General features: G+C 37.5%; 13 protein-coding genes. 9 read left to right on the top strand and 4 right to left on the bottom strand.

Features of this window, described 5'->3' with window-relative positions; all coding sequences use genetic code 11:
* The first annotated feature begins 403 nt into the window (after nt 1–403).
* The 3 genes from WBM60_RS03780 (at nt 404) to WBM60_RS03770 (ending at nt 6,047) form a co-directional block, all read left to right on the top strand.
* The gene (locus WBM60_RS03780; RefSeq protein WP_424259174.1) at nt 404–2,623 is read left to right on the top strand and encodes an NADP-dependent isocitrate dehydrogenase; all 2,220 of its coding nucleotides are present in this window, start codon (nt 404–406) and stop codon (nt 2,621–2,623) included.
* A gap of 122 nt (nt 2,624–2,745) precedes the next feature.
* Entirely contained in the window at nt 2,746–5,148 is a 2,403-nt protein-coding gene (locus WBM60_RS03775; protein WP_424276593.1) for a TonB-dependent receptor, read from the top strand.
* A gap of 8 nt (nt 5,149–5,156) precedes the next feature.
* Nucleotides 5,157–6,047, top strand: a complete 891-nt coding sequence (locus WBM60_RS03770) for a DUF4249 family protein (protein ID WP_424259872.1) — start codon at nt 5,157–5,159, stop codon at nt 6,045–6,047.
* Between the two features lie 57 nt (nt 6,048–6,104).
* Here the strand turns inward: WBM60_RS03770 and WBM60_RS03765 are convergent, their stop codons facing one another.
* Nucleotides 6,105–7,241 (bottom strand): glycerate kinase, encoded by a 1,137-nt coding sequence (locus WBM60_RS03765; RefSeq protein ID WP_424259873.1) that lies wholly within the window; start codon nt 7,239–7,241, stop codon nt 6,105–6,107.
* 158 nt (nt 7,242–7,399) lie between these two features.
* On the opposite strand from WBM60_RS03765, the gene WBM60_RS03760 reads away from it, so the two are divergent.
* The 5 genes from WBM60_RS03760 to rplT all read left to right on the top strand — a co-directional run bounded on the left by WBM60_RS03760 (nt 7,400) and on the right by rplT (nt 10,948).
* Nucleotides 7,400–7,627 carry a DUF6095 family protein gene (locus WBM60_RS03760; protein WP_424259874.1) on the top strand — a complete coding sequence of 76 codons (228 nt, stop codon included), beginning with the start codon at nt 7,400–7,402 and terminating at the stop codon, nt 7,625–7,627.
* Between the two features lie 111 nt (nt 7,628–7,738).
* A complete protein-coding gene (thrS, locus tag WBM60_RS03755) occupies nt 7,739–9,679 on the top strand; it encodes a threonine--tRNA ligase (protein ID WP_424259875.1) in 1,941 nt (646 codons plus the stop codon).
* 36 nt (nt 9,680–9,715) lie between these two features.
* Nucleotides 9,716–10,264, top strand: coding sequence for a translation initiation factor IF-3 (gene infC / locus WBM60_RS03750; RefSeq protein WP_299163984.1), 549 nt, complete (start codon nt 9,716–9,718; stop codon nt 10,262–10,264).
* 40 nt (nt 10,265–10,304) lie between these two features.
* Entirely contained in the window at nt 10,305–10,502 is a 198-nt protein-coding gene (gene rpmI, locus WBM60_RS03745; protein WP_299163788.1) for a 50S ribosomal protein L35, read from the top strand.
* A 101-nt stretch (nt 10,503–10,603) separates the two neighbouring features.
* The gene (rplT, locus tag WBM60_RS03740; protein WP_424259876.1) at nt 10,604–10,948 is read left to right on the top strand and encodes a 50S ribosomal protein L20; all 345 of its coding nucleotides are present in this window, start codon (nt 10,604–10,606) and stop codon (nt 10,946–10,948) included.
* A gap of 69 nt (nt 10,949–11,017) precedes the next feature.
* On the opposite strand, the gene WBM60_RS03735 is transcribed toward rplT, so the two are convergent.
* Nucleotides 11,018–11,440, bottom strand: a complete 423-nt coding sequence (locus WBM60_RS03735) for a secondary thiamine-phosphate synthase enzyme YjbQ (RefSeq protein ID WP_424259877.1) — start codon at nt 11,438–11,440, stop codon at nt 11,018–11,020.
* An 84-nt stretch (nt 11,441–11,524) separates the two neighbouring features.
* Between WBM60_RS03735 and WBM60_RS03730 the strand changes: the two genes are divergently transcribed.
* Nucleotides 11,525–12,328: an HAD family hydrolase gene (locus tag WBM60_RS03730; protein WP_424259878.1), complete on the top strand. Its 804-nt coding sequence runs from the start codon at nt 11,525–11,527 to the stop codon at nt 12,326–12,328.
* Here the strand turns inward: WBM60_RS03730 and WBM60_RS03725 are convergent.
* Together WBM60_RS03725 and dnaB are read right to left on the bottom strand one after the other, a co-directional pair.
* Nucleotides 12,325–13,635: an asparagine synthetase B gene (locus tag WBM60_RS03725; protein ID WP_424282775.1), complete on the bottom strand. Its 1,311-nt coding sequence runs from the start codon at nt 13,633–13,635 to the stop codon at nt 12,325–12,327. The genes WBM60_RS03730 and WBM60_RS03725 overlap by 4 nt on opposite strands.
* Nucleotides 13,622–15,175, bottom strand: a complete 1,554-nt coding sequence (gene dnaB, locus WBM60_RS03720; protein ID WP_424259879.1) for a replicative DNA helicase — start codon at nt 15,173–15,175, stop codon at nt 13,622–13,624. Before dnaB ends, WBM60_RS03725 begins: the two co-directional genes overlap by 14 nt.
* Between the last annotated feature and the right edge of the window lie 76 nt (nt 15,176–15,251).

Below are 15,251 nucleotides of genomic sequence, written 5' to 3'. Positions count from 1 at the left end.
GCTGTAGTTTTCCTTAGGTGTGTGGGTTTATTTACGTTAAATTTAGAACTTAGGTTTTAGATTTAAGATAGATGAATTAAAACGATGAGAAGAAGCCTTCAGTTGTTACTTGGTTGAAAAATTAAGAACAAAGAAAGTTTCAAACGTTGATTTAGTTAGTCAAATGCAATCAATGGTTGCCGTGCTGTACTTCGGTACAGAACAAAAAGTTTGCTAGCTAATTCTAGAAAGCCATGTCAATGTACTTGTACAATGATATGGCTTTTGTTTTTTACTATTTGTCCCTATAACTTTCATTCTTTTAGCAAGCTATCTTGGCTTTAATTAAAGTTTAAAAAACCGTGGTTTTATGATCTGTTAAAATTGTATATTTGCTGCGCTTAAAACAAATTCTCTTTAATTTATGCCAAGAATAATATACACTAAAACCGACGAGGCACCGGCTTTAGCAACCCAATCGCTTTTACCCATAGTAAAGGCATTCACTAAAACAGCTGGTGTATCCATTGAATTAAAGGACATCTCCCTGGCCAGTAGGATTTTAGCAACTTTTCCAGATTTTTTGAAGGAGAACCAACGAACCCCTGATGATCTGACTGAATTGGGTGACTTGGCAAAAACACCAGAAGCAAATATCATTAAACTGCCAAATATTAGTGCGTCAATTCCTCAACTAAAAGACGCAATTGCGGAGCTACAGAAAAAAGGATACAAATTACCAGATTACCCGGATGAACCCAAAAACGAAAAGGATTTTGAGCTTAAGTCCAGATATGACCGTATTAAAGGAAGTGCGGTAAATCCTGTATTGCGAGAAGGTAATTCTGATAGAAGAGCTCCAGTGCCCATAAAGAATTATGCCAAGAAAAATCCGCATTCAATGGGTGCCTGGGATTCCAATTCAAAAACACATGTTGCCACTATGGCACATGGTGATTTTAAATCCAATGAAAAATCAATAACTATAGACAAAGCTACTGATGTTAAAATAGTTTTATCGGGTACTGATGGTTCAGTAAACACTTTAAAAGAAAAAATACCCTTGTTGAAAGGTGAGATAATTGATGCGACCGTCCTCAGCAAAACTGCACTTCTCCAATTCTTAAAAGAACAGTTGGCAGATGCCAAGAAAAAAGGAGTCCTATTCTCAGTTCATCTGAAGGCAACTATGATGAAAGTCTCAGACCCTATTATCTTTGGTCATGTAATGGAGGTTTATTTTGCTGAAGTATTTAACAAGTATGCAGCACTTTTTGAGGAAATTGGCATAAGTTCTAATGATGGTCTCGAAATGTTATTCGAAAAATTAAGAACCCTTCCCGAAAATAAAAGAACAGAAATTGAGGAAGAAATAATGAAAGCCCTGCAAGATGGTCCTGATCTTGCTATGGTAAATTCCGAAAAAGGAATTACTAACCTCCATGTACCAAGCGACATCATAATTGATGCATCCATGCCTGCAATGATCCGTACTTCGGGTCAAATGTGGAATAAGGAAGGAAAGCTCCAGGACACTAAAGCCATAATACCTGACAGCAGCTACGCAGGTGTTTATAAAGCTACCATTGATTTTTGCAAAAAGAAGGGAGCTTTTGATCCCCGCACCATGGGAACTGTGCCTAATGTTGGCCTTATGGCTCAGAAAGCAGAAGAATATGGCTCGCATGACAAAACCTTCGAAATTAAAAAGGATGGTTTTGTAAGCATTATTGATACTCTTACAGGAGAAGAGCTTTTAAAACATAAAGTAGAAACAGGTGATATATGGAGGATGTGTCAGGTTAAAGATGCCCCAATTCAGGATTGGGTAAAACTTGCTGTATCCAGGGCAAGAACTTCTAATACTCCGGCTGTTTTCTGGCTGGATAAAGAGCGTGCTCATGATGCTGAACTGATTAAGAAAGTTAACAAATATCTTCCTGAAAATGATACTTCAGGATTGGATATCAGAATATTGTCACCCGTAGAAGCTACAAATTTTACACTAAATCGGATTATCCAAGGCAAAGATACCATCTCGGTGTCGGGGAATGTTTTGAGAGATTATTTGACTGACCTGTTTCCTATTCTCGAAGTTGGAACCAGTGCTAAAATGCTTTCTATTGTGCCCTTAATGAATGGTGGTGGATTGTTTGAAACCGGAGCCGGGGGTTCTGCTCCAAAACATGTTGAGCAATTCCTTGAAGAAGGTCATCTGAGATGGGATTCATTAGGTGAATTTTTAGCACTTAGTGTATCGCTCGACTTTTATGGAAATAAAAATAACAATACCAAGGCTTTAGTATTGGCCAAAGCACTGGATAAAGCCACTGAAGAATTTTTGGATAACGATAAATCGCCATCAAGAAAAGTAGGTGAATTGGATACCAGAGGAAGTCATTTTTATTTAGGCCTATATTGGGCCAGGGCTCTTGCCAATCAGGAAGAAGATAGTGAACTTAAAAATACTTTTACAAAACTTGGCAGCTCACTTGAAAAAAATTCCCAAAGAATTGTGGAAGAATTGATTGATGCCCAAGGTACTCCGCAGGATATTGGTGGTTATTATAAGCCCGATCCTTCGCTTATGAGTAGTGCCATGAGACCAAGTAAAACTTTAAATTCTTTATTAGAACAAATTTGATACTAATTCAGTAATAAAATTAAAGACCTCAACGAATTCAGTTGGGGTCTCTTTATTTTAAAATACCGATAACAATGAATAGATTATAATCTTAATGCATATTTTTGAAGAAAATTGCCTTAATGTACCAACCCTTACGACAATTCGTAATTATCCTCTTTTTTATTTCCTCATTTTGCCTCTTTTCACAGCAAAAGTATACCTTCAATGGAACAATTACAGAAGCCTCGAGCAATGAGACATTAATTGGAGTTACTTTACTGGTCCCTGAAATAAATACCGGTGTTACCACTAATGATTATGGTTTTTACTCCCTAACCCTACCTGAAGGAGATTATCAAATCAGACTTAGTTATTTAGGATATCAGGACATCGTGCAAACCATATCACTTACCCAGGACCTCAGAATAAATTTTGAAATGGTTGAAGAGGTTGAACAATTAGACGAAGTTGTGGTAACCGAAGATGTGGAAAAAGTTAATATTCGCAAACCACAAATGAGTGTGAATACACTTTCTGTACAAACCATTAAAAAAATTCCCGTGATTTTGGGTGAGGCAGATGTAATAAAATCTCTGCTTCTTCTACCAGGTGTTACCAGTGCGGGTGAGGCGTCTTCGGGTTTTAATGTGCGTGGTGGTGCAGCAGATCAGAACCTCATACTGCTTGACGAAGCAACTATTTTTAACTCTTCCCATTTGTTTGGCTTTTTCTCCGTATTTAATCCGGATGCCATAAAGGACGTAAAACTGTTTAAAGGGGGTATTCCGTCCAGATATGGAGGACGTGTATCTTCTGTCCTTGAAATATTTCAAAAAGAAGGGAATAGTAACAAATTCCATATGACCGGAGGCATCGGTGCCGTAGCAAGCAGATTATTGGCAGAAGGTCCAATTGTAAAAGATAAGGCCGCTTTTTTAATTGGCGGGAGAGCCTCTTATGCACATTTGGCTCTTCCCCTATTTGATATTCCCAACAAAGCGTATTTTTATGACCTTAATGCTAAACTAAATTATAAAATAAATGAAAGGAACAATATTTACCTTTCAGGTTACTTTGGACGGGATGTTTTTAGTATTTCAGACAGTTTTGAAAACACTTATGGCAATAGCGTAGTTAACTTTCGCTGGAATCATCTCTTCTCCAATAAATTATTTTCCAACCTCTCTCTAATTTATTCGGATTATTACTATGGTTTGGAGCTGGATTTTGTTGGATTTAAGTGGAATTCCGGTATTAAGAATTTTAATATCAAGTATGACCTTAAACATTATCTCAGTGAAAAATTGCGAATTAACTACGGGTTAAATAATATCTACTATAAATTTAATCCGGGAAAAATAGTTCCAAACAGTCCGGAATCTGGAATTGTAGAAGAACAACTTATTGAAAAATATGCCAATGAATTTGCGGCCTATGTGGATGTAGAACATAATGTAACTCAAGACTTAAGTTTGAATTATGGCCTAAGATTCAGTTATTTTATGAGACTGGGACAAGATGAATTAAACGTTTATGAAAACAATAACCCGGTAACTTTTGACCCTTTCCTTCTTATTTATAAGGAAGCTGAACCTATTGGGACCATAAATCCAGGCAGAGGGGAAACTTTAGCTTCATTCGCCAATTTGGAACCGCGAATTTCACTGGCATATACCCTAAATCCGGATAATTCATTTAAAGCTAGTTATACAAGACTATCTCAATACCTTCACCTATTATCTAATACCAGTTCACCTACTCCTTTGGACGTCTGGACACCCAGTGGTCCTTTTGTTAAACCCCAACTGCTCGATCAATATGCTCTTGGGTATTTCAGAAATATAAAAAACGGCGATTATTCCTTTGAGACAGAAGTCTTTTATAAAGACATACAAAACAGAATAGATTATATAGACGGCGCGAACTTAATTGCCAATAATGCTATTGAGCAAGTAATTTTAAACGGCACAGCCCGGGCATATGGTCTTGAATTACTATTCAGAAAAAACCAGGGGAAGTTTCAGGGATGGCTGGCATATACATTATCCAGATCAGAACAAAGGACTCCGGGAAGAGCTCCTGTTGAAGACAATGGCAGATCTAATTTGGAGACAGGCATAAATCTGGGAGAATGGTATAGCACTCCTTATGATAAAACACATGACTTTTCGGTGTTTGGAAGTTACACCCTAAATAAGAAATGGACGTTCAATAGCAATTTTATTATTCAAACCGGACAGCCTACCAATTACCCTGTAGGCCAGTTTGAGTTTCAGGGCATTGTTGTTCCCTATTACGGATTACGAAATCAGGAACGCTTGCCGGACTATCACAGACTTGATATATCTGCTACGCTGACTCCAAAGAAAAATGAAGGGAGAAACTGGAAGTCCGAATGGGTGTTTAGCATCTATAACGTCTATAATCGTATGAATGCGGCCTCTATTAATTTCAGGGAAAATCAGGATACCGGTGTTAATGAAGCTGTGCGTACTTCTATTTTTGGAATTGTACCCTCAGTAACCTATAATTTTAAATTTTAATCTCTACTATGAAAAAATATATCTACCTCTTAGTGGTTTTAGTACTAAACGTTGCCTGCGAAGATGTCATAGACGTGGAAGTCCCCAATGAGGAGCCAAGACTGGTAGTAGATGCCCTGATACGGGTCGATATAGATGAACAATTTATTCCGGTGGAGGTTAAATTATCTTTAAGTAGTGATTTTTTCAATAATAATACGCCAACTTCTGCAGAAAGTGTGTTAATTCAATATGATGAGTATGAAGATGGAATAATAATAAATTCTGGTTTTTCTAATTTAGCTGAAGAAATTCCAGGATCGGGCATTTATACTCCAGATCCCAATTTTTCATCAGATCAAAGAATACCTACCAGCATCTTAGACAGGAATTTAGTATTCAATCTATTAATAAGGCATGAGGGCAGACTATATCTGGCGGTCACAGAATATGTACCCTCGGTTCCAATTGATTCTGTAGTTCAAGGAGATGGTACACTTTTTAATGATGATGAAACAGAAATAATCGTAACATTTACGGATGACCCTGAAAGGGATAGTTTTTATCTTTTCGACTTCAGTTTTGGCGAATTTCTGGTTACCGAAGATAAATTTTACAAAGGACAGCAATTTAGTTTTTCGTACTTCTATGACAAAATATTTGAATCTAATACGGAAATAGAGATTCGACTAATGGGGGCGGATCAGACTTTTTTTAACTATATGGATCTCCTGATTGAGCAAACCACTAATGATGCTGGTATTTTTGCCACTCCTGTGGCTACCGTTCGGGGGAATGTGTTTGATATTACTGATATAGACAATATTGACATATCTGATAACGTGGGTCAACCTAACATATTTCCGCTGGGGTATTTCGCCATAGTTCAGGAATATAAGGATACCGTGGTTATCCAGTAAGGGAATTATGCCTGAATCCTATCATGGTAGTGAGCTTTGCCACGTACAATGACCCCCTTATCTTTTTATGTAATTCTTAAAAAATTTTACTATAGCTAGTTCTATTAAACTGGACGCGTTTTCCATACTATAGGAAAGTGACATTGATGGATCTCGTATTTCTATGACTTCAACATTTCCCATCTCATTTAAGTGTTTTGCATTTACCTCTGAAACTCCACAAACCACTATGACCGGAATATTGTAATTTTTACCCAATTGGCATACTCCATTTATTAATTTCCCTCTTAAGGTTTGTTCGTCAATTTTACCTTCCCCTGTAATAATGAAATCTATTGAATTGGATTCTAAAAGTATATCTATTCGTGCCAGTTTGAATATGAAATCAGTACCGCTTATAAACTCCGCATTTAAAAACGTCTTTAACCCATATGCCGCACCACCGGCCGCTCCGGATCCGGGTATATCCGCATAGTCCTTTCCCATTTCCCCTTTAACAATGGTATGCAAGTGTTTCAAACCTTTATCCAGGAATTCTATATCCTCTTTATTTCCACCTTTCTGAGCCGAATAAACGTAAGCTGCCCCAGTTGGTCCAAATAATGGATTGTCTACATCGTTAACAGCATAAACCTCTAAATTTTTATAATCTTGTAGGAATTTGGAAGGGATTATAGCATTAATCTTAGATAAATTTCCTCCTATCGGTTTCAGTAAATTTCCAAATTCATCCTGGAATGAAAATCCAAGCGCCGTTGCTATTCCCAAACCCGCATCGGTAGTTGCACTACCCCCCAGGCCAATATATATTTTTTTAGCCCCTTTTAAGACTGCATCCTTAATTTGAATTCCTGTCCCTATGGTTGAGGTTTGCAAAGGGTCGCGTTCCTCATTTCTCAATAATTCCAGGCCGGAGGCCTTAGCAAGTTCTATATAGCCCTCTCCTGTTTGCCGGTTTAATAAATATTCGGTATTTATTTTTCCTCCTAAAGGGTCTGTCGTATTAACTTCAATGGTTTCTAATTGCTTATAATGATTTACTGAATCAAGAAAACCATCTCCCCCATCGGAAGCTGTAACGCTGTAAATCCCCGCTTTTGGAAAAATGGAAGAAACGCCACTTTCAATTGCGGCTATCACCTGTTTCGCGCTAAGAGATCCCTTAAATTTATCGGGAACCAGTAGAAAATTCATATGTTTTATTTAATGAAGATTTAAATAATTCCAACGGAAAACTTAATCATAATTTTGATTTCTTCCTGAAATGTCCATGTCTATTTATTCAACCCCTTTTGTATAAATATAGCGCAATATTCTTACTTTTAACCGGATCAATCTGGTATATGCAGAATATGAAAACGAACAAAGAATTAATTATTAAAGGAATAAAATACCTTGCCTATACGCTCGTACTTATGTTTACTGCACCTGTGGTATTGTATCAGGCATTCAAAAATACCGAACATTCCTTTTACCTTCCTGTACTCGTCGTTGGTTTCATTCTGGCCATTGGCGCCATAGCTATGGGTTTTTACAGTATTAAGATACTCATGGAAGGTATTTTTTCCAGTAATAAATAGTTAATCGACAAAATATTAGGGTTTTTAAATCTAATGAAAATCATTTAGGGATATTTTGCCTTCATATTCTTAAGATGCTATCTTTGCAAACTTAAATCCTCATACCAGCATATGATTAAAATAACACTCCCGGACGGGTCAGTTAAAGAGTATGAAAAAGGCATTACTCCTTTAGATGTTGCCAAAAGCATTAGTGAAGGTTTGGCCAGGAATGTTATTTCCGCAAAATTCAATGACACTATGGTGGAAGCGGTTACAGCCTTGAATGAGGATGGCAAACTTGTACTTTATACCTGGAGTGACACAGAAGGGAAAAAAGCATTTTGGCACTCTTCTTCACATATCATAGCCCAGGCTCTTGAGGAGTTATATCCGGGAATCAAACTTACTATTGGTCCTGCTATTGAAAACGGGTTTTATTATGATGTCGATTTTGGGGAGCAATCAATTTCTGAAAAAGATTTTCCGGCTATTGAACAAAAAGCTTTGGAAATTGCCCGTGGAAAACACGATTTTAATATGCGTTCAGTTTCCAAGAAGGATGCGTTACAATTTTATAAAGACCAGAGTAATGAATACAAGGTAGAGCTCATTGAAAATCTTGAGGATGGCAGCATTACCTTTTGTGATCATGATACCTTTACCGATTTATGCCGGGGAGGTCATATCCCAAATACGGGCATCGTAAAGGCCATTAAAATAATGAGTGTTGCAGGGGCCTACTGGCGGGGCGATGAAAATAAAACGCAACTTACACGTGTTTACGGCATTTCTTTTCCAAAGCAAAAAGAATTAACCGAGTATTTGGAATTACTCGAAGAAGCCAAGAAAAGAGATCATAGGAAGTTAGGTAAAGAGTTGGAATTATTTACTTTTTCCAAAAAAGTGGGGCAAGGATTGCCTCTGTGGCTTCCAAAGGGTGCTGCTCTGAGGGAACGTCTTGAAAATTTCCTGAAGAAAGCCCAGAAAAAGGCGGGTTACGAAATGGTGATTACGCCACATATTGGGCAAAAAGAGCTATATATTACTTCCGGACACTATGACAAATATGGGGCTGACAGTTTTCAGCCCATTCATACCCCAAAGGAAGATGAGGAGTTTTTATTAAAACCAATGAATTGTCCCCACCACTGCGAAATATTTAATTCTAAACCATTGAGCTATAGGGAACTTCCAAAACGTTTTGCCGAATTTGGGACAGTTTATCGCTATGAACAAAGTGGTGAACTCCATGGGCTTACCCGGGTAAGGGGGTTCACACAGGATGATGCTCACATATTTTGCACACCGGATCAATTACATCAGGAATTTATAGATGTGATTGACCTTTCGCTCTACGTTTTAGGCTCTTTGGGTTTTGAGAATTTTACCGCTCAGGTATCGCTAAGAGATCCGGAAAAGCCGGAAAAATATATTGGTTCTATAGAAAATTGGGACAAAGCGGAAAAAGCAATCATAAATGCTGCTGAGGAAAAAAACCTGGATTATGTTATTGAAAAAGGTGAAGCTGCTTTTTACGGTCCTAAACTAGATTTCATGGTCAAAGATGCTCTTGGCAGAAACTGGCAATTGGGAACAATTCAGGTCGATTACAATCTCCCAGAGCGCTTTGAACTTACCTATAAAGGCAGTGATAATGAGCTACACAGACCTGTTATGATACACAGGGCGCCTTTTGGTAGCATGGAACGATTTGTTGCTTTGTTACTTGAACATACCGGAGGAAATTTTCCATTATGGCTCACACCAGATCAGGCTATAATTTTGCCGGTAAGCGAGAAACATGAAAAATATGCCGAAAAAGTTTTAAATTCATTGGAAAATGACGAAATTCGCGCGCTCATTGATGTTAGGAATGAGACCGTAGGGAAGAAAATACGGGAGGCAGAAATGAATAAAATACCATTTATGCTTATCGTTGGTGAAAATGAAGAGGAACAAAATACAATTTCGGTCCGTAAGCACGGGGGTGAAGACTTGGGAATGCTTAGTCTAAAGGAATTTGCAAACTTGGTCGAAAAGGAAATAAGTAGTACCTTAAAGTCATTTTAAAAAAATTAAGTTTAATTAAATATATCAGTCATAGCAATACGAAGAAGATTTAGGCCCCAACCTCGGAGGGAAAACAAGAATCCTCATAATATCAATGAAAAAATTACATCACCAAGTGTTCGCTTGGTAGGTGATAATGTGGAAGTGGGGGTATTTCCCATTGCTAAAGCAATTTCTCTGGCAGAAGAACAAGGTTTGGATTTGGTGGAGATTTCACCTAAAGCAGATCCGCCGGTATGCAAGATTATAGATTACAAGAAATTCCTCTACGAGCAGAAAAAGCGAGAAAAGGTAATGAAGGCGAAAGCCACCAAAGTAATCGTAAAAGAAATTAGATTTGGGCCCAATACGGATGATCATGATTATGAGTTCAAAAAGAAACATGCGGAAAAGTTTCTTAAAGACGGAGCTAAATTAAAGGCCTATGTTTTTTTTAAAGGAAGATCAATAGTTTATAAGGATAAGGGAGAAATACTCTTATTGAAACTAGCACAGGAGTTGGAAGAATTTGGCAAGGTTGAGCAAATGCCAAGACTTGAAGGAAAGCGAATGACAATGTTCATTGCTCCTAAGACAAAAAAATAAGAAAGAAAAGAAGCGAGATTAATAAACAAATAGGAAGAAAATGCCTAAGATGAAAACAAAATCCAGTGCCAAAAAGCGATTTAAGCTTACAGGTTCTGGTAAAATTAAAAGAAAGCACGCTTTTAAGAGTCATATTTTGACAAAGAAATCTAAAAAGCGAAAGCTTAAGCTAACACATTCGACATTAGTACATGACTCTGATGTTGCGAATATTAAAGGACAATTAGGATTAAAATAAATTGTTCTTTAGGTAATCAGTATTAACCATGGAGTTGGGCTTTTAAAAGTGTTTTTAGAATAATTCTTTGAGCCGCCTGCTACAAAAACAAATGTAAAAAAATGCCAAGATCAGTAAATTCAGTCGCTTCCAGAGCCAGAAGAAAAAAGGTAATGAAGCAAGCCAAAGGTTACTTTGGAAGACGTAAAAATGTCTGGACAGTAGCCAAAAATGCGGTCGAAAAAGCAATGGTATACGCTTATAGAGACCGTAGAAATAAGAAAAGAAATTTCCGTGCACTATGGATCACCCGTATTAATGCAGGGGCAAGATTACATGGAATGTCTTATTCGCAATTTATGGGAAAAATAAAGGCCAATAATATAGAACTAAATAGAAAAGTTCTGGCAGACTTGGCAATGAACCACCCGGATGCCTTTAAGGCTGTTGTGGATAAAGTAAAATAGTAAAAAGAATTCTCGCTTTAAAGCCCTGACTGTTTTAGTCAGGGCTTTTTTTATTCAATATGCTAAAAGTTAACTGCCAATACAGCTAAGGACCAAACTACGACCTGAAGCATTATTTCTGTGTTCGCATAAATATATCCCTTGCCAAATACCCAGATTTAAACGGCCTCTACTAATCGGAATTTGAATTGATGACCCCATTAGAGAAGCTTTTATATGAGCAGGCATATCATCTGAACCTTCATAGGTATGGACATAGTACGGCGCATCCTCCGGCACCAAGATATTCATATGTGCCTCAAAATCTGAACGCACCGTTGAGTCTGCATTTTCATTGATAGTTAAACTTGCTGATGTATGTTTTATGAACACATTTAGGACTCCAATCTTAATTCCCCCTAACTCTGGAAAACTATCTTCAATAGTCTCTGTAATTAAATGAAAACCCCTTTTATATGGTTTTAATCGTATTTCTTTTTGATAAATATTCATCCCGATTTATGTTAGTGTAAAACTTCAAGAAAGTTACTAGTATTTTAAACATAAAAAATACCTTTGTCCTTTACAATTAGAAATATGAATTTATCAACAATTAAAATGGTGGTTACAGACATGGATGGAACACTTTTGAATTCCAGGCATGAGGTGAGCCAACATTTTTTTGAATTGTATGAGGAATTAAAAAAACGGGGAATCCTTTTTGTGGCAGCTAGCGGCCGCCAATACAACAGTATTGCTGATAAGCTTAGTCAAATACAAAGTGAGATAATTATCATCGCAGAGAATGGTGGATTGGTTATACATAATGACCAGGAACTGATTTCAACTCCTTTGGATTCAGTTTCCAAGAATGTAATTCTTGAAATTTTGGGTCAGATTGATGGGGCATTCCCAGTATTATGCGGTAAACACAATGCATATATACTTGGTGACTCCCCAAAATTCATCAATACACTTAAAGAGTACTATACCAAATATGAGATTTTAGACGATCTGCAGAAGTTTGATAGCGAAGTGATAAAGATTGCTGTATATCACTATGGAGGCTCAGAAAAATTCATATATCCAGCTGTGAAACACCTGGAGGGTAAACTAAAAGTCAAAGTCTCCGGTGAAAACTGGGTAGATTTATCTCATATAAATGCGCATAAAGGTTTTGCGTTAAAGCAGATACAGGAACAACACGGCATTGGTCCTGATGAAACTCTGGTATTTGGAGACTACAATAACGACCTGGAAATGCTTGCCCTGGCAAAATATAGTTTTGCTATGGCAAATTCACACCCTAATGTTTTAAAAGCGGCAAATTACAGGACCTTGAGCAATGATGATTTTGGGGTAGAGCATATCCTGAAAAAACTATTAAAAGATAAAAATTAGGTCTTTTGTTTTTTCTTGCGTGCTGCAGGAAATAAAACATTGTTCAAAATAAGCCGGTAGCCGGGTGAATTTGGATGCAGTTCCAATTCAGTTTTAGGATCCCCTACCCTATGTTGATAGTCTTCCGGATCATGTCCTCCATAGAAAGTAAAAAATCCTTTACCCTTAATGCCATGAATATAACGCGCCTCACCATTAATTTTATTTTCCCCCAAGACCAGTACTGTTGCTTTAATTTCATCCCGAGCAAAAGCTGTTGTCTGACCCATAAAACCTTTAACCAATGACGTATGATTCTGGCATAGCATGGTTGGAACAGGGTCCCATTTTGCCGAAAAATCCATCAAGCTAAAATAATCAGTTTCCCGTGCAACATTGCTCCGTTTACTGGTCATATCAATGGATGAAAATTCGTAACGCAATGGGTTTCTCTCTAATGTAAAACTGGTAAAGGCAAAGGTTTTTTTAAAATCCAGTTTGCTTTGATAATTGGCATCTGACGGATCCCCATCAAACATAGGTTCACAAATATCAACCCCATCTGCAGCGAGAGCGATATCAAAACTATCTGTTGCAGAGCACATTGCGAACATAAATCCTCCACCTATTACATAATTTCTTATTTTAAGTACAACCGCTCTTTTCTCTTCTGAAACCTTATTGAATCCAAGCTTTGCCGCCAAGGCTTCAGCTTCTTGCTTCCCTTCAATATACCATGGGGCAGCTCTGTAAGCCCCATAAAATTTACCAAATTGTCCTGTAAAATCTTCATGATGTAAATGAAGCCAATCATATAAAACAAGTTTATTATCTAGTACTTCTTCATCGTAAATAGTGATATAAGGGATTTCTGCATAAGTCAATGCCATGGTTACAGCATCATCCCACGGCTGATTATTCTTTGGTGAGTAGACCGCTATTTTAGGAGCTTTCTCAAGAATCACTGCTTCCTGATTTTTAGACGGACTACTTATCTCATCCAAAATTGCCTGCGCCTGTCCGTCTGACAAAATTTCATAGCTAACGCCCCGAATCTGGCACTCTTTTCTGATACTTTCGCCATCGGGTAATAAAAATGAACCTCCCCTGTAGTTAAGTAACCATTGTACCTTTTGTTGTTTGGTTAATACCCAATAAGTAATGCCGTAGGCTTTTAAATGGTTTTCCTGACTTTCTGCATCCATGGGGATGAGAATTGTAGAAGCACTGGAATGAAAGGACGTCAAGAAAAGAAATAGAATTGGTATCAGAAAGTTGGTAATGGCAGGCTTTCTAAATTGGTGTATGCAGGTTTTAAAAAGGTACATCATTGTCATCCGGGTCTACATCGGAATCCTCATTCATAGTTCTTCCAAAGGCTTCTTCAGCATTAGGAAGGTTTTTTGTAATGAATGGATTATCCCCATCTATATTCATCTTTGACTGAAACTCAAATGGCGAATCAAAGTCATCCAAGTTATCAAATTTACCCAGTTGAGCAATGAACTTTAACCTAATATTATCTAAACCACCATTCCTGTGTTTGGCTACAATAAACTCTGCCTGTCCCTGAGTAGGTGTTCGCTCTTCATCATCCCATTCATCAATTTTATAATATTCGGGACGATAAATAAAGGAAACGATATCCGCATCCTGTTCAATAGCACCTGATTCCCGGAGATCTGACAATATAGGTCTTTTACTACCTCCACGTGTTTCCACGGCCCTTGATAGCTGAGACAAAGCAATTACCGGAACATTTAATTCCTTTGCCAGTGCCTTTAAATTTCTTGAAATGGTTGAAATTTCCTGTTCCCTATTTCCCCCTTTTTGGCTGCCACCCGCAGTCATTAGTTGCAAATAATCGAGGACAATCAGTTTAATTTTATGTTGTGATGCCAGTCTTCTTGCTTTTGCCCTGAGATCAAAAATTGACAGCGAAGGGGTATCGTCAATGAATAGGGGAGCCTTTTCAAGTGCCTTTACTTTTACATTCAATTGTTCCCATTCATGTTTTTCCAATCTTCCTGTTCTAAGTTTCTCAGAAGGTAAACCGGTTTCTGAAGATATCAGCCTGGTGATTAATTGAACCGAAGACATCTCCAAAGAGAAAAAAGCCACCGGAATATTGGAATTGACAGCCATATTTCTAGCCATGGATAAGGTGAGCGCAGTTTTACCCATACCAGGCCGTGCGGCTATAATTATCAAATCACTTGGTTGCCAACCAGAAGTAAGCCTGTCTACCTTATCAAAACCAGAAGGAATTCCACTCAATCCATCCTTATTTGATATTTCTTCAATTTTCTTTTTAGCCTGAATTACAAGGTTTTGGGCTGTTTCAGCAGAACGCTTTAAATTTCCCTGGGTAACTTCATATAATTTTGCTTCTGCGCTATCTAAAAGATCAAAAACATCCGTAGAATCCGTATAAGCATCCTCAATAATTTCACTGGAAATCTTAATTAAACTTCGCTGAATATATTTTTGAAGAATAATCCTTGCATGGAACTCAATATGTGCCGAAGAAGCCACTTTTTGAGTTAATTTTATTAAATAAAAATCTCCACCTACAGCCTCAAGTCGCTCATCTTTCCGTAGTTGGCTAGAAACGGTTAATAAATCCACCGGTTCTGAACTTTCAAACAGTTTAAAGATAGCTTCGTATATATAACGATGTGCATCTTTATAAAACGCATCGGGATGTAAAATGTCAATAACTTCATCCACGCCTTTCTTATCAATCATCATTGCGCCAAGGACAACCTCCTCTAAATCAACAGCTTGAGGGGGTATTTTACCCTTCTCAAGGTTGATGATTGCCGGCTTACCTATTTTATGACCAATAATTGGACTGGGTTTTTCCATGGGTGTAAAAGTATGCAATTAACCTTAAGTTAACTTTAAATAAAGCTTTTCGGATATCAACCGTTAATTAACATTT

Origin of the sequence: Eudoraea sp. (genome assembly GCF_049669105.1) — a bacterium.
GTDB lineage: Bacteria > Bacteroidota > Bacteroidia > Flavobacteriales > Flavobacteriaceae > Eudoraea.
This window is presented reverse-complemented; position numbering and strand designations above follow the sequence as displayed.